The following is a 15,581-nucleotide window of genomic DNA, read 5'->3' on the forward strand; positions in this document are numbered from 1 at the left end:
GTTCAGCCTCGCGGAGGACCTCGCGGGTGACCGGGGCGACCTCGCCCTGCTGCGAGTCCGCTGCACCCACGGCACCGCTCCGTCCACGCAGCCGTGCGCCACCGGATCCGGTGGCGCACCGTCAGGCCAGATGGTGATCAGCCGAACGCCCGTCAGCGACGGCCCGATGTCCACTCTTCGGCGGCATCCCGTACCTCTCAATCCCGTGACCACGCGCGGAAGCAGTTCCTGACGGATCCCTGACACGAATCCCCTTGCCCCGGGCACCCACTGATCGGCAGGGTGGATTCCACCAACGGCCTTCAGTACGAGGGGAATTCACGTGTCTTCTTCCGTCAAAGCCAGGATCACCGCCGCACTCGTCAGTGCAGTCGCCGCCGGCTCGCTGATCGCCGCGGGCGCAGCACCTGCCACTGCCGCCTCTGCCGCCACCGGGCCGTCCCCGGCCAACGGCGGCGCCTTCCTCAGCGGCGCGTCCGCGGCCCAGGACGCCGCCTCCGCCTCCGCCCGCGCGGTCCAGCAGCACCTGATGAGCCCCGGGGACACCCTCTGCACGGGGACCTGGACGCACGCGGTCTCCACCGTCCAGTTCCAGCGGGCCGCAGGCGGCACCCTGGCCTGGAGCTTCAACCTCTCCAACGCCTCCAAGTCCGCGCTCGGCCCGACGGTGACCGTCACCATGCCCTACGCCTACGTCGACGGCAAGGCGGTCAACCCGCCCTACGGCCCGCACACCGAGCCCAACTGGTACAACTTCCACGGCAGCATGAACAGCTACCAGTTCATCGGCGGTGGCGGCGGCACCATCCAGACCGGCAACAAGCTCACCTTCTACTGGTTCCTCAAGGGCTCCAACCCCAACACCGCCGCCGACCGCTACATCACCTGCCAGGTCCCGACCCCCGGCAGCGCCTGACCGGACGGAGAGCACCCCATGGCCGACGAGCAGACCCCGGCCCAGCGGACCGAGGTCCTGGACGGCCGTCACCGGCTGACGGTCCGTTCGATCACCCGGGCGGACGCGTCCTTCACCCTGGACTACGCGATCACGCCGCCCCTCCCGGACGACCTCCGGACCGGCCCCGCCGCCGAGCCCGTCTTCCTCTGGCTGGAGGCCGAGGACGACCTCGGCAACACCTACGCCGACTACGGCGGCGCCCGGGGCCTGACCCCCGACGGCCACTCCACCGAAGGCCGCATCTCGGGGCAGCCCGCCCTGCCGGCCGAAGCCACGGCGCTGACCGTGCGCTTCGTCTTCCTGATCGGCGGCTCGGAGCAGGCCCACCCCGTCACCCTGCCGGTGCCGCCCGACGCGTAGCGACGGCCGACTCGGCACCTGGCGGTGTGGGTCACCACAAACGTGGTGACCCACACCGCCAGGCCGCGACCGGCCCCATCAACCGGGCGCCGCCTTGCTGCCCGCCGCAGCACCGCCCCGTCGTCCAACGCTCAGAAGAGCGCGTCCTGACTGGCTGCGACGATGCTGGTCCCGACGATCCGGCCAGGTGACACATCGATCTCTTGCTCGTCACGCAGCCGCCTGAGCAAGGGGATGACCTGAGTGGGCCGATAGACGGTCTCCAATAGGGTGAACTCCTTGAGCTGGTCCACGCTCCGCTCGACCGGCGAAGCGCGTAGGTGCCCGAGCAGAATGCGGCGCAGGGGCCCAGTGTCCGGCTCGATGTCCAGTTCAAGGGCTTGCTGATTCGGATCCTTGGGATAGATGTACCGAACGCCGGAGGTCGAATCGACGACCCACATATCATCACGCGGCGACCAGGGGGCGTGCACGGCTCACTGCATCACGGCGCAGCGAGCTGAGAACGCGCCGGCATCTCGCCCCAGGTCCGCCCTTGAAGGTCGCGGCCTCCGGCCTTGGGGTTGCGCCCACCCCACTGCTTGAAGAAGAACGGCACCCCGGCCGCCTCGCACACGTCGCGGATCTCGACCACCCAGTCCGGGTCCATCGGCCGGTGTCCGAGCCCGGACTCCCCACCCGCGATCACCCAGCCGATCCCGTCCAACTCCAGCCCTGGCAGCGGCCCCAACAACGGCTCCAGCGACAGAAACCGCACCGCCGCCGGAACGGCCCGCAGGTCGTCCACCCGACTCAGCTGCCCGGAGTCCTCAACCGATACGCCCATCCAGAGGTTCTCCGGCCAGTCGAGCCGCTCCGCCACGCGCCGAAGCCGGACCGACCTCTTCGTCAGCACCTGATAGGTGTGCTGAGGGGTATCCGCCATCACCTGGAACACGTCCCGGACGAAAACGAGCGGCACCCGGGCGTGGAAGAGGTCGCTCATGGAGTTCACGAACACCATCCGCGAACTACGCCAACGCTTCGGAACATCAAGGGCGTCCGGATGCAGGGCCAGCCCGAACCCGGGACCCGAGGTCCGTGGGTCACCATCCGCCTGGTACTTGGGAGTCCCCATCGCCTTCAGCCGCTTGGCCAGGGCCAGGGCGTAGCAGTTGTCGCATCCGGCCGACACGCGATCGCACCCGGTGGTGGGGTTCCAGGTCGCTTCCGTCCACTCGATCGCGCTGCGATCACTCACTGCCGCACCTCGCCCATCGCCTCGGAGGTCGCGAAGCGAACACTCGCCGCGGCCGTCGCCGGGCTCCACCATCCTCCGCCGGGCCCACCGGTGTCGAACCAGCAGGCTAGAACCATCGAATGACAGCGGCACCGGCCGAGGCCGCGAGCGAGTCTGTACTCATCCCGGATCTGACGATCAGTCAGAGAAGCCAGCAAAGGGTCAGCATCGATCCGACCAGACCCTGCCACAGACTCCCGTATTCGAGAACCAGCCGAGCCGAGCCAGCGGTTCCGTCGCCGTCCCCTGACAACCGACCGAACCGCCCGATCACCCAGCCGCTGCACTCACCATTCATCCGCCGTGCGAGGTGGACCAGCCCACTCGATGGAGCGGATAACCCCAGGTCAGATACGGTTTCCACGCGGCTTCAGCGGCACGTTCGGCAGCTCCGGCGCCGGCAAACGCTTACCGGGGTACCCCTGCACCTCTCCGAAGCGATCGCCCTTCTCCCAGTCCTCCCGTGCTTGTACGATCTCCTCACCGGATCGGGCGATGAAGTTCCACCACATGACGATCTCCTCGCCGAACGGCGGTCCGCCGATCAGGACGGCGACCGCGTCCGTGTCGGCGGTGTTGGTGAGGGTCAACTCGCCTGCGCCCGGGGCGAGGTAGCCGAGGTCGGCGGGCTTCAGGGTGGTGCCGGAGAGCAGGACGGTGCCGCGGTCGACCAGGAGGCCGTGCTCGTATCCGGGGTCCACCGCGAGGGTGACGGTGGCGCCGGGGCGGAGGGTGAGTTCGGCGCCGAGGAGCGGGGTGAAGGTGGGCACCGGGGAGGTGTCGCCGGCCAGGGTGCCGAGGAAGACCCGGGCCTCGCCGCCGTCCCCCTCGCCGCCGCCGGCGAGGGGGACGGCGGTCGGAGCGTGGTGCTGGAAGTCCCGTGGGGCGTGGCGGTGTTCGTCGGGGAGGGCGACCCAGAGCTGGACGCCGTGCAGGACGGTGGTGTCGGGGGTGGAGACCTCGGAGTGGCTGATGCCGTGGCCGCCGGTCATCAGGTTGAGCTCGCCGGGGCGGACGTAGGCGTGCACGCCGAGGCTGTCTCGGTGCTCGATCTCGCCGGTGAACAGCCAACTGACGGTCTGCAGGCCGGTGTGCGGATGCGGCGCGACGTCCATGCCGCCGGTGTCGGCGACGTCGTCGGGGCCGTAGTGGTCGACGAAGCACCAGGCGCCGATCAGGGTGCGGCCGCGCTGCGGGAGGGTGCGCCGGACGGTCATCGACCGCGGACCACCGAGCGGCACGTCCCGTACCGGCAGCACCTCGACCGACGGTTGCGCGGCACCGGTCTCGACATAGTCCATGGCAGTTCCTCCCGTTGAGCCCGATCGTTCCAGATTCAACTATTATGCCATGGGAAGATCGTTGATGATCGCCACCGACCACTGGAGTCCCCATGACCGACACCGCGACCGATGTGACGACCGCTCCGGCTCCCCGGCGCGTGTTCATCGACAAGCAGCACCCGGAACCCTTCCGCGCCATGCGCGCCACCGGCGAGGCGGTCCGGGTCGCGGCCACGGAGGCCGGTCTGGACCGTCGCCTGGTGGAGCTGGTCAACCTCCGGGTCTCCCAGCTGAACGGCTGCGCGTACTGCCTGGACGTGCACACCAAGGCGGCGCTCCAGGAGGGCGAGAGCGTCCAGCGCCTCGGCGTGCTGCCCGCCTGGCGCGACACCCCGCTGTTCACGCCCCAGGAGCGCGCCGCCCTCGCACTGGCGGAGGCCACCACCGTCCCCTCCGACGACACCGCGCAGGAGCACGCCTACGCGCAGGCCCGCGCCGCGCTGACGGAGGAGCAGATCTCGGCCGTGATCTGGGTGGCCGTCACCATCAACGCCTTCAACCGGGTCTCCATCCTCAGCAAGCACCCCGTCCGCCCGGCCCGCTGAGGCCGGCCGTCACCGACGGACGAACGGCGGCCCCGCCCCCACCTGGGGACGGGGCCGCCGCGTCGGACGGAGCGTCAGCAGCTGATGCTGCCCTTGCGGATCGCGTGCCCGCTGGTGTTGGAGTCGTCCGACCAGTACACCGGCTTGGAGCCGCCGACGCACTCGGCCGCGCCCGCCACCGCGAAGCCCTCGTTGTTCAGGTTCGCCATGCCGGTCGGCCGGTTGTAGACGGCGGCCACCGCGAAGGCACCGGAGGCGTTCACGGTGAAGGTGCGGTGCTGGCCGCTGCAGGTGTCGTCGCAGACCGCCCAGAGGCGGCTGGCCTGCGGCTCCCACTCCAGGTCCATCACGCCGCTCATGCCGGAGCTGACGGTGGCCACCTTGGTGAAGCTGCCGGAGTCCTGCAGGACGTAGCCGTAGACCGAGCCGTTGCCCTCCAGACCGACGAAGAACACGCCGCCGCTGTGCGCGCCGTAGCCGGCCGGGTCGTACGCCGCGCCCGTCGAGGCGTCCTTGAAGCCGGCCGCCGTCAGCGCCGCGTCGGGCACCCAGGTGATCGCCTCCAGACCGGCGTTGGAGCCGACCGACGGGAGGTCCGCGGTCAGGTTCCACTCCTTGGTGGCGGTCAGCGAGGTGGAGGTGCCGGAGACGTCGTAGCGCAGCACCGAGAGACGGCTGCTGCCGGAGCCGTCGCGCTCGCTGGAGACGAAGACACCGCCCGCCGCGCCGGCCGAGGTGACGGTGACGCCCTCGGCGTCGGGGGCGCCGGAGCCGTTGGTGAAGCGCAGGGTCTTGCCGGAGGTCCAGCCGTTGGCGGTGTCGGGCTTCCAGCCGCCGGAGCCGTTGGGCACCAGGCGCCAGAGCTTGCCGGAGTTCTGCGCGCCCCAGAGCACGCCGCTGCCCTCCAGGGCGAGGCCGCTCAGGTCGGAGCCAAAGACGTTGGAGCCGTCGGCGGTGGCGACGGTGGAGCTGCCGGGCCAGGCCACCGGGGTGGTGGAGCCGCCGCCGGTGCCGCAGGCGTTGGCGGAACCGAGCGTCACGGCAGCCGACTTGAAGGCACCGGTGCCGTCGGCGCAGCGCGACCAGGACGGCGCGGAGTGGCTGGTCCAGGTGAAGCTGTCGACCAGGGTGGAGCCGCCGGGCAGGTAGACGCGGGCCTTGTCGCTGGAGCCGAGGCCGAAGGAGCCCGAGACGTCGAAGGCGCGGAAGGCGCCCGGCGCCAGGGTGGTGCCGGAGGCGATGGTGTAGTTGGACGAGCTGCTGTCGTCCTTGAGGACCCAGCCGGAGACGTCGACCGCGGCGGTGCCCTTGTTGTAGAGCTCGATCGAGTCGTTGACGCTGCCGGTGGTCACGACCTCGTTGATCCGGATGTCGTCCGCCGGGGCCGCCTGGGCGGGGGCCACGGTCAGGACGCCGGCCACCAGGGCGGTGGCGGCGGCGAGCGAGGGGGCGAGGCTGCGGCGCCAACGGGCGGCGAGCGATGCGGTCACGGGTTTCCGTCCTCGGGGGGAGGTTGGGTGCGTCGGGGCGGGCATGACAGTCCTCGCTCCGGCCGAATGGCCCACCACCAACAGGTGGTTGATCCATGAACGGTGGCCGAACCGTCCGTGATCCCGTCCTCCCCCGTGTACCCGGCCGGACCCTGCCCCGCACCGCCCGCACCGCCACCACTTGCACCGCTCACACCACTCACGCCGCTCGCACCGCACCGCTCGCACCGCAACGGACCGCCCTGGTCGGCCCGTTCAGGACAGCCGGACCGTCCCCTCCTGGTCCGTCCCGTTCAGAGCGCACGTCCCGGCGGGCCGCCGTCGGCCTCCGGCGGGGCCACGGACAGCGCCCGTACCGTCCGCCGGGGCCAGACCGCCGGGAGAGCGGCAGTCAGCGCGGCCGTGCAGAACAGGGCGAGCCGGCCGAACTCGCCGCCGGTGCTCGACCAGCCCAGCACGGCATGACGGTGGATCACGAAGCCGTTGAAGAACAGCCAGGCGGGCCACGGCGATCAGCGGCGCGGCGGCCCGGGCGGGAGTTCGCCCCGAGCACGGCGCACCCGAGCGCGAACGCGCCCAGGGCGAACCAGGTCGCGTGCCGTTCCCCCAGCACCGCCAGGGCCGGGACCAGCCCGGCCCGCCCCCGCTCAGCGCGAGCGCCAGCGACATCCCCACCGGCAGCCGCCGCACCGCCGGACGGAACGTCCGCCCGCCGGGCCGCGCCCGGTAGAGCCTCATCCCCTCGTCGTTCCCGATCACCCCAACCCCTTCCTCCCGCACCGGAGTTCACCGCCCGCGCCCCACCACCCGACCGGCCGACCACCGCAGGACCGGGAACCGTACGCCCCACCCTGCCGACCCGCCACCCCTCCGGCCCGCCGCCCCTCCGAACCATCCCGCTCCGGCCCCGCCCCCGCAGCGGCCCGGCCGACCGGGCCAGAGGCCCCGCCTCACCGCTCGCGCGCGACCCGACCCGCCCCGTCGGCGGGCACCAGCCTCGCCGGGAGGTGCCACAGGTGCCGCCACGACCGGCCCTCCAACTCCCGCTGCAGCGACGGCCGCGGCACCGCGAGCACCGGACACACGGCCCGCTTGAGGCACTCCGCCGGCACCGACGCCCGCAGACCCCTGCGCAGGAGGCTGCCACTGCCCGCGCCGACCACCACCAGGTCGTCCGGCCGGTCGGCGAACAGCGCCAGCGCCCGCGCCGTCTCCCCGCGCACCACGCAGCTCCTCAGCCGCACGCCCACCGGCCCGCCGTCACCGAACGCGGCTTCCAGGGCCTCCGCCAGCCGCGCCGTCGCGCTCTCCTCCCACACCGTCAGCAGCGGCGGGCAGGGGGCCCGGCGGTAGCCGGCCTCTCCGCCCTGAGGGAGCCAGGCCAGCACGGCCAGCAGTTCGGAGCCGGTCCACCGCGCCTCCGCGACGGCCCGGTGCAGCGCGGCGAGGCTGCCCAGCGAGCCGCTCACCCCGACGACGATCCGCCGCGGCCGCCGTGTCTCCCGGTCCCCGCCCTGCTCGTCCATCCCGCTGTCCCCTGCTCTCGCTCGTCCGGCTGTGTGGCAGACAGCAAAACCGCTCCCGCACCCCCCTGAGCCGCCCGTTGACGCTTCCCTGACGAGGGCCGTTCGAATCCCAACACTTCCCTGACACGGCCCCCGGCGGCCGCCCCGCCGTCACCCCCACGGCGTCAAGGGCCTGTACGGACCGGGGCACGGACGGTCAACGGAGCGTCAGGAATCGACCCCCGCACCGGCATCCGCCCTAGCGTCGAACCGAACCCGGCCCACCCATCCCCCTCGGAGCGCACACCGTGACCACCTGCTTCCGCCCCCACCCCGACGGCCCCGGTGATCCCGCCGATCCCGCCGACGCTCCGACTCCCCTCGGCCCTCCCTGGCCCGCCGGCGCCACCGCCTCCCCCTCCGGTGACCTGTCCATCGGCGGGGTCAGCCTCGCCGAGGCCGCCGACCGCTTCGGCACCCCGCTCTACGTCCTGGACGAGGCCGAGCTGCGGGCCCGCTGCCGCGACTACCGCGCCGCCTTCCCGGAGGCCGAAGTGCTGTACGCCGCAAAGGCGTTCCTCTCCTCGGCCGTGGCCGGATGGGTGGCCGAGGAGGGGCTCGGACTGGATGTCTGCTCGGAGGGCGAACTGCGGCTGGCCGCGGCCGCCGGCTTCCCGCCCGAGCGGATCCTGCTGCACGGCAACGCCAAGAGCCCCGAGGAGCTGCGGCTGGCGCGGCGCCTGCGGGTCGGCCGGATCGCGGTCGACAACCACGCCGAGATCACCCGGCTCGCCGCCCTCACCCTCGCGGACGTACCGCAGCGGGTGCTGGTCCGCGTGGTCCCCGAAGTGGCGGCCGGCCACCACGAGGCCGTCCGCACCGGCGTCACCGGCCAGAAGTTCGGCTTCGCCCTGGAGGGCGGCGACGCCGCCGAGGCGGTGCGGCGCGTGCTGGAGCAGCCGGGGCTGATCCTGGCCGGTCTGCACTGCCATCTCGGCTCCCAAATCACCTCCACCGAGCCATACTTGACGGCCGTCGACCGCCTGGTCGCACTGCTCGCCGAGATCCGGGACCGGCACGGCGTGCAGGTGCCCGAGCTCGACCTCGGCGGCGGACACGGCGTGCCGTACCTGCCGGGCGAGCGGGGCCTCGACCCGCACCACCTCGCCGACGCCCTGCACGGGCGCCTCGCCGAGCAGTGCGCGCTCCACCGCCTGGACCTGCCAAGGCTGTTGCTCGAACCGGGCCGGGCCGTCGTCGCCTCCGCCGGGGTCGCGCTCTACCGGGTGCTGACCGTCAAGACCGGCGCCGACGGCCGGGTGTTCGCGGCGGTGGACGGCGGCATGAGCGACAACCCGCGCCCCGCCCTCTACGGCTCCCGCTACTGCGCCCGCCTGGCCGGCCGGGCCCCGGCAGCCGGCCGCCGCCCTGCGCGAGGTGGACGTGGTGGGGCGCCACTGCGAGGCGGGCGACGTCCTGGTCCGGGCCGCCCGGCTGCCCGCCGACCTGCGGCCGGGAGACCTGCTGGCCGTTCCGGCGGCCGGGCGTACCAACTCTCGATGGCCTCCGGCTACAACCTGGTCGGCCGGCCCGCGGTGGCCGCCGTCCGGGACGGCCGGGCACGGCTGCTGATCCGCCGTGAGACGGTGGAGGACTTCCGCGCCCGCGAGGTGCACGCCTGAGCACCGGTCCGTACCGCACACCGGCACCCGGCCCCGCGAGGTCCGGAACCCGATCGCCCCGCCCGCCCGAGGGCGACGGGAGAAGCTTGGCGGACCACCGACGCGACCGTCCCGGTCCGGGAAGGCCACGCACACCACGGTGAGGGACTCGTCCGACTGGACGGAGCCATGGCGGAATCCATCGGCCTTCCAGGACGGTGGTCCCGTGTGCCGTGGGGCGGTCCCGCGCTCATCGTACGGCCTGACGAGCCGCATCCGTGCCGCCCGGTCACGACTTGCTGTACCGGTTCAGCTCACCACGGACAGTGACGACCCGTCAGGCGGATCCGGTGCTTCTCACGCGAACGAGACGGCAGAACCGGCGCGCCCCACGGATCCGGATCCTCCCGCAATCAGTCTGCAACAGAAGGGAGTTGGACAGACCCTGCTCGCACCGATGCGGGCCACCGGCCAGGGGACGGTCCGACCATTGGTACGTCCACCACCCGCCGCCCACTTCGTACAGCAAGTCACGGACAGCGTCGGCGAGTTCCCGTCGCCCGCCGTCGCCGACGGCCGGCATCAGGTGTGCGCCGGAGCACACGGAGGATGGCCCGACCGCCCCGAGCGCCCGCCGCCCACTGGCTCCGGTGGCCCGGCGGACGACGGTCGTTCTCACTTCGACCGCCCGGCGGTCGCGAGCCGTCCATCTCGGTAAGCCCACGGTGTTCACGCGGCTACCAAGCGTGTGACGATCCACACAGTGATGATGCGCGCACGGTGTGCAAGACTCACCCCGTCGGGCCAAAAGCCTTCGATTCCTAGGGAGTACACCGTAATGCGCACCCGCATCGCAGCCGTTGCTGTCGGTATGACCGCCTTCTCGCCGTGCCCGCCACGGCCTCCGCCGCTCCGGCGGTGGCCTCCGGTCCGGTCACCTGCGCCCACCGAGACCTCGTTCGCCGGCCAGCCCTGCGCCTGGCAGCAGCGGACGGGGGCGGCCTGGCCGGCCTGGCACGGCTCACCTCCACCAGCGCTCAGCCGGTGCTGGTCAAGGTCGAGCTCAAGACCCAGCGCGCCTGGGGCAGCCCCTGGCTGACGGTCTCCTCGACCACGCCCCTGCGCACCGGCACGGCCTCGGTCTCCACCCCCAAGGTGGTCACCAACGAGCTGAGCATCGTCTGCGTCACCACCGCCCCGGCACTGACCCCGGAGCAGCAGACCACCTTCTGTACCCACCCCTCCGCCTGACGGAGCGACAGAGCGGGGCGGCGGCACGTCCGGCACTCCCTGTGCCGCCGGACGCGCCGCCGCCCCGCTCCTCGTCCCCGTTCCTCGTCCCTGTTCCTCGCCCCCCGTGCCCCCGCCCTTCGCGCCTCAGGCCGGGCGGCGGCCGCCAACGGCGAGGCCGGGTCGATCAGCGCCGGATCCACCTCGATCCTGCAGCCCGGACCGAGGCCACCACCTCCGTCGGCGCGGTGGCCAAGGAGCCGGCCCGGTACGGCGGTGCGGGTCGTACTCCGTGATCAACTGGATCGCCTGGGCCACCGCGTCCCCCGCGATCAGCCCGGCCAGGTGAAGGCCGAGGTCGATCCCGGCCGAAACCCCGGCGGCGGTCGCGTACTTGCCGTCGAAGACCACCCGCTCCTCGGCCGGCACGGCGCCGAAGCGGGCCAGCCACCTCGTGGCCGGCCCAGTGCGTGGTCGCCCGCCCGCCCGGTCAGCAGACCGGCCGCGGCCAGGATCAGCGAGCCCGAGCAGACCGAGGTGGTCCAGGTGCTCCCGCGTCCACCTCCGCACCCAGTCGAGCACCTGCGGGTCCGTCAGGACCGCCTCCGTACCGGGCCCGCCCGGCACCAGCAGCAGGTCGGCCGCGGTCACCTCCGCCAACGCCGCGTCCGCCACCAACGCCAGACTGCCCTGGTCGCCGCGGACGCGGTCCGGCCGCCGCGGCCGTGAACACCACCTCCACGCCCGGCATCCGGCCGAGCACCTCGTACGGCCCCACGGCGTCCAGTGTGGTGAAGCGGTCGTAGAGCAGGATCGCGATCTTCATGGTCTTCCTCCATGGTCGTCTTCCTCATCGAAACCGAGCGGCGCGCAGCAGCTCGGAGCGGAGCAGCTCGGCGGCGAACTTCCGGCGGTACTCCCCGGACGTCACCGCGGGGCCATGCGGCGAGAGCCCGGCGCGTCGCCTCCACCGTGCCGTGGCCGCACGCCCGCGCCACCTCAGTTCGGCTCGCGGCGAACTTCCGGCGGTACTCCCCCGCGTCACCGCGAGGGTGCGGGCGAAGGCGCGGCGCATCGCCTCCGTGGTGCCGTAGCCGGACGCCCGTAGCGACCTCCTCGATCCCCTCCGTCCCTCCTCCAGGCGGCGCCGGGCCGCCTCCAGCCGGACGCCGTCCACGCAAGTAGCGGCCGGGCGTGACGCCGACCTCGGCGTGAAGGCGCGGGCGAAGTGACGGGGCGACAGCGCGGCCCGGAGGGCGAGCGCGGGGACCGAGAGGTCCTCCGCGGGGTGCTCGGCGATCCACTGCTGGAGCTCGGCGCAGCGGCTGCCGCCTCGCCAGTTGGGCGGAGAGCTGGACGGAGAACACTGCGCTGAGCCGTCCGGGCCTGCGCAGGAACATCACAGTGTGCCGGGCGATGGTCAGCGCAGGCCCCCTGCCGTGGTCCTCCTCGACCTAGGGCCACGCGCCAGGTCGATCACCGGCCGTCAAAACACCAAGAGCCGTGGCGATCGGCCGTCCCGGACGTGGAATCGGTTCCGGGTCGACCTCGGTCTCGGGGAAGCGGCGGGCCAGCGCCTCGCAGTAGCACAGTGCGTGGTGGACCGGCGGCCGCCGGCCAGCAACCGGCCTCGGCGAGCAGGAACGCGCCGGTGCAGACCGAGCCACCCGCTCGGCCCGGCGGCCAGTTCGGCGATACGCCGCACCAGCACCGGGTCCGGCCGCTGCGTGCCTGGCCACCGGGCACCACCAGGGTGGCGGCGGGCCGACCTCCGCGAGGTCGTGGTCGGGCCGCAGCCGCACAGCCGCATGTCCGCGCGTCCGCCACCGCCCCACCGAGGACGCGGCGCGCTGCCACACCGCGTACCCGGGAACGACACCCGCCAGCCGGCGCAAACACACCTCCTAACGGACCTGGTGGCTGTACCAGCTGCTACCTGCACACTGTCCTCGCAAAGATGGACCCAGCACACACTGCGCATGCTCACATAGGCCACCTCCACCTGCCCACGCAGCCGGACAGCCCACGACAGCGTCACAGCAAGTGACGTCATAACTTCACACAGTTTCTGCCACACAAGCCACGCCGAGTCGGTGACGCGCAGCGGACACGACCACCCACTCCGGAGCTGCGGGCACCGGCGAGCGGGAGCCAGGACCGGCACCGCGCTCTCATCCGGGCCCGCCACTCCGGCAAGTGCGGGCCAGCCCCCCGACGGGTTTGAACTTTCGGGAAGACCGCTCACGCAAACCAAGCAAGGGACGTGCCAGACGGTGACCGCCGACTCGACAAAGCTCCATCGACAAGGCCCTACAAGAATAACACTAACACACCACAATGCCAGGTACACACACACCCTTGGCCCCACCCGACTAGAACACCACCCCACACAACACAACAAAAAAAACCCAAACCCCCCACACCCAAAACACAACCAAAAAAAAAAAAGCACAAGACAACACACTCGAAACCCCAAAACACCAAAAAACAAAAAAAACCCACAACCAACATGAAGATCCCAAGAACTCCCCGGCGACCTCGGCGAAACAAGTACATCCGCGCGCACGTCGCCATGGCCGACCTCCAGGACCGCGCCCACTGACCCACCGGCTCCGGTGGCCCACAACCCCCACCGGAGCCCCTCCCTGTCCCTCGGTCAGCGGATCGACCGCAGCCGGTTCAGATCACGAGCGCTCATGCCGAACAGCACGTTCGGCTGTCGTACTGAAGGGGTAGCCCGCGCATGAGGGCGGCAGCGATGAACACGCCGTTCGTGACGTACGCGCCCGCCCCGCCCGATCCCATCACGTGCTTGACGCCGTAGACTGCTCGCGGTCGGGGTCTGATCCGCGTGAGTTCTGCTCAGCCACGCGACGGTCTCTGCCACCGCACCGTACTCGGGGCATGGTCGGCAGAACGAGTTCCCCCGGCCACGAGATACGACGTCCTGGTGGGCACGAACGCCCGCCTTGCGTTGCGGTCCCCGGTCACGTGAGTCCCACTCGCGGACATCCCACGCCGCTGCTCCCGGTGCCGAAGAACGACCGAAACTCTGCAACCCCGCGTGTCATCGGCCACCGGGTGTGAAGCCACGTCACGGGGTACCCGGGTCCGGACGGATCCGGGGAATCGCTTCCCGAGGAACCGCTCGGCGGCCCGGATGGTGTTGGTCCGCTTCTGTTCCCCGGCGGGGACGGTCCGGCTGGGTCGCGGTCGATCGGTCCCTCGGTGAGGCGGTCGTGGAGCTCCTCCGGTCCCGTCAAAGCGGCACGTAGACGTGCCACACAGGATATCAAGGCTCCAGCTCCTCCAGGAGGGTCGAGCCGGCCGTCGACGATCCGGACGCCCAAGCAGCGGGCCATCGCCCACAGGGGCCTGGTCCGCGTCGGCTAGGGACGGCGGGATGGCGACCACCGAGCTCCTCCAGAGTCCGTTCGAAGTGAGGGCGGCCTCCAACTCCTCCGATCGCCCCAAACCCCGCCAGCAGGCGCAGGATTGGCAAGTCCACGCCGTCGAGCAAGGCCGGCGAGCCTGCTCGATCAGACGGTCGGCGCCGACCCGCCACCGGGCTGCCCGCTCGACAGCGAGCCAACCACAGTGCGGTGGTCGCGTCCTCCGGCAGGGACATCGGTCCTCCCCTCAACCGGCAGCATGCGCAGCGACCACCGGTGTGGCCAGGTGGTTTCCGCGGCGGTCCCCGGAGGCGTCGGAGTGCCGGTAGGGTCGCCGACGGACTTCACCGAAGGGCGGGGACGGCTCCTGCGAGGACGGGGCGGAATCGTTGGCGTACAGGCTCAGCTTTCTTCTGCCGGCTGATGAGGGAGCACGCGGACAGCGCGGTCAGCTCCTGCTGGACGAGCCCTGGCCAACCGGTGGGCCCGCTGTCGGGGAGAGCGGCCCAGGGCTCGCCGACGGGTCTCCGCGTTCCGCTTGGCGACGGCGGGGCCGACGGCCGGCCGGGTGGGTGACCTGCTGACCCTGGAGGTCCACGTGGGGGTGGCACGGATCGCCGAGTTCGTGGATCGAGGCCTAGCCCGATGAACGGGCAAGGGTATCTGGGGCTGCGACCTGCTCGCCACGGTCACCTCTTCGGGGACAAGCCCGGACTGGCCACGGTCGGACCGATCGGGACGGCCCTGGAGCAGGCTGTGGGAAGCCCGGTTTACTCAGTGGACGAGGCGTCGGGCTTCGAGGTAGACGGGGGAATGCCGAGACGAGAGGCCGAGCGCGCTGGCAGACAGGGGACGCGTGGCGGAGCGGAGCGGCGGGATGGACGCCGCCACCGCGGTTAGCCTCGGGGAGATGTGAAGGACTGTTCGACGAGGGCGTCCCGTACAGCCGAGGAGCTCAGTCAATCACCCAGGACACGTGGTCTGGCTACTAACCTGAGCACACACGATGTGGATGCTGCTCGGACCGTGGTAAACGGCAAAACGCGAGGGTGGCGCAAGAATGAACCACCTATGAACCTTCAGACGATACGGTCAATGCATTTGCAACCTTGCTCTCCAAGTGGCGCAGAACGCCGTACATCGGGGACGACAACTCGCTCAGCGGCCTCCCAGGGCCTGTTTCCGGCGCGAGTTCGTCGCTGCTCTTCACACACGAAGCGGTGCTGGTGCGTTTCAAGACATGGCGCGCGGGACTGGTTCTCGCGGCTGTTCAGGGGACGAGACAGGTGCTGGCGCGGGACGGGGCGTACGACCGCCGCAATGATCACCGCCCGTAAAGGGGCCTCCTGCGCGGGGACCTGGACGTCGCGGATGCACACCAGGGCGGTGAACTCCATCGAGGAGGCCTCCCTGGTTATGGTGCTGGAGCCGGGCGGCACGTGATGGTCCAGGGCTGCGGCCCGGCGACAAGTGTGCCGACAAGGACGAAGAGGGCCGCCACTGCAGCGCGCTGCCCGACGGAACCATCCAGGCCCGCCTGCCGGATTACGACCCGCCAACCGGCACTCCGCCCAGAACGCACCTGACACCGCTGTCACGTCCCGCCGTGACACCTCCGCGCGCCCCTCCGGTCCCCCTTGATTCACCCCGGAACGCATAAAGGAGGAGTGGGGCACGGAACGGGATCGGCCCGACGAAGGCGGTGAGCGGCAGGCATGGACGAGACTGAGAGCGGGAAGCGGCAAGGGGACAGGCGTCGGTGATTTCGGCGGCGCTACGCCGGCCTGTGGCGGCGCGGACCCTTGGCCGACCACTTCG

11 protein-coding genes and 2 pseudogenes are annotated in these 15,581 nt (G+C 71.5%); 6 read left to right on the forward strand and 7 right to left on the reverse strand.

The window, feature by feature from the left end:
- Positions 1 to 322: 322 nt before the first annotated feature.
- Positions 323 to 916, forward strand: coding sequence for a hypothetical protein (locus ABD946_RS19620; RefSeq protein WP_345285325.1), 594 nt, complete (start codon positions 323 to 325; stop codon positions 914 to 916).
- An 18-nt stretch (positions 917 to 934) separates the two neighbouring features.
- Positions 935 to 1,318 (forward strand): hypothetical protein, encoded by a 384-nt coding sequence (locus tag ABD946_RS19625; protein WP_345285327.1) that lies wholly within the window; start codon positions 935 to 937, stop codon positions 1,316 to 1,318.
- A gap of 131 nt (positions 1,319 to 1,449) precedes the next feature.
- Here ABD946_RS19625 and ABD946_RS19630 read toward each other — a convergent pair whose 3' ends face one another.
- The 3 genes from ABD946_RS19630 to ABD946_RS19640 all read right to left on the reverse strand — a co-directional run bounded on the left by ABD946_RS19630 (position 1,450) and on the right by ABD946_RS19640 (position 3,898).
- Positions 1,450 to 1,791 carry a hypothetical protein gene (locus tag ABD946_RS19630; RefSeq protein WP_345285329.1) on the reverse strand — a complete coding sequence of 114 codons (342 nt, stop codon included), beginning with the start codon at positions 1,789 to 1,791 and terminating at the stop codon, positions 1,450 to 1,452.
- An 11-nt stretch (positions 1,792 to 1,802) separates the two neighbouring features.
- Positions 1,803 to 2,558 (reverse strand): DUF5131 family protein, encoded by a 756-nt coding sequence (locus ABD946_RS19635; protein WP_345285331.1) that lies wholly within the window; start codon positions 2,556 to 2,558, stop codon positions 1,803 to 1,805.
- A gap of 386 nt (positions 2,559 to 2,944) precedes the next feature.
- Entirely contained in the window at positions 2,945 to 3,898 is a 954-nt protein-coding gene (locus ABD946_RS19640) for a pirin family protein (protein ID WP_345285333.1), read from the reverse strand.
- Positions 3,899 to 3,990: 92 nt separating this feature from the next.
- Here ABD946_RS19640 and ABD946_RS19645 point away from each other — a divergent pair, with 92 nt between their 5' ends.
- Positions 3,991 to 4,485 carry a carboxymuconolactone decarboxylase family protein gene (locus tag ABD946_RS19645; RefSeq protein ID WP_345285335.1) on the forward strand — a complete coding sequence of 165 codons (495 nt, stop codon included), beginning with the start codon at positions 3,991 to 3,993 and terminating at the stop codon, positions 4,483 to 4,485.
- 74 nt (positions 4,486 to 4,559) lie between these two features.
- On the opposite strand, the gene ABD946_RS19650 is transcribed toward ABD946_RS19645, so the two are convergent.
- Positions 4,560 to 5,975 carry a lamin tail domain-containing protein gene (locus ABD946_RS19650; protein WP_345285337.1) on the reverse strand — a complete coding sequence of 472 codons (1,416 nt, stop codon included), beginning with the start codon at positions 5,973 to 5,975 and terminating at the stop codon, positions 4,560 to 4,562.
- Between the two features lie 293 nt (positions 5,976 to 6,268).
- Positions 6,269 to 6,451: a hypothetical protein gene (locus ABD946_RS19655; RefSeq protein WP_345285339.1), complete on the reverse strand. Its 183-nt coding sequence runs from the start codon at positions 6,449 to 6,451 to the stop codon at positions 6,269 to 6,271.
- 119 nt (positions 6,452 to 6,570) lie between these two features.
- Between ABD946_RS19655 and ABD946_RS19660 the strand changes: the two genes are divergently transcribed.
- Positions 6,571 to 6,705: a hypothetical protein gene (locus tag ABD946_RS19660; RefSeq protein ID WP_345285341.1), complete on the forward strand. Its 135-nt coding sequence runs from the start codon at positions 6,571 to 6,573 to the stop codon at positions 6,703 to 6,705.
- 220 nt (positions 6,706 to 6,925) lie between these two features.
- Here the strand turns inward: ABD946_RS19660 and ABD946_RS19665 are convergent, their stop codons facing one another.
- Complete coding sequence (locus ABD946_RS19665; protein WP_345285343.1) at positions 6,926 to 7,501, reverse strand: universal stress protein; 576 nt, start codon at positions 7,499 to 7,501, stop codon at positions 6,926 to 6,928.
- 287 nt (positions 7,502 to 7,788) lie between these two features.
- On the opposite strand from ABD946_RS19665, the pseudogene lysA reads away from it, so the two are divergent.
- Together lysA and ABD946_RS19675 are read left to right on the forward strand one after the other, a co-directional pair.
- Positions 7,789 to 9,162: pseudogene (gene lysA / locus ABD946_RS19670) on the forward strand (diaminopimelate decarboxylase).
- 867 nt (positions 9,163 to 10,029) lie between these two features.
- Positions 10,030 to 10,392: a hypothetical protein gene (locus ABD946_RS19675; RefSeq protein ID WP_345285345.1), complete on the forward strand. Its 363-nt coding sequence runs from the start codon at positions 10,030 to 10,032 to the stop codon at positions 10,390 to 10,392.
- Between the two features lie 166 nt (positions 10,393 to 10,558).
- On the opposite strand, the pseudogene ABD946_RS19680 reads toward ABD946_RS19675, so the two are convergent.
- Positions 10,559 to 11,197: pseudogene (locus ABD946_RS19680) on the reverse strand (DJ-1/PfpI family protein).
- Between the last annotated feature and the right edge of the window lie 4,384 nt (positions 11,198 to 15,581).

This window comes from Kitasatospora albolonga, from assembly GCF_039535905.1.
GTDB lineage: Bacteria > Actinomycetota > Actinomycetes > Streptomycetales > Streptomycetaceae > Kitasatospora > Kitasatospora albolonga.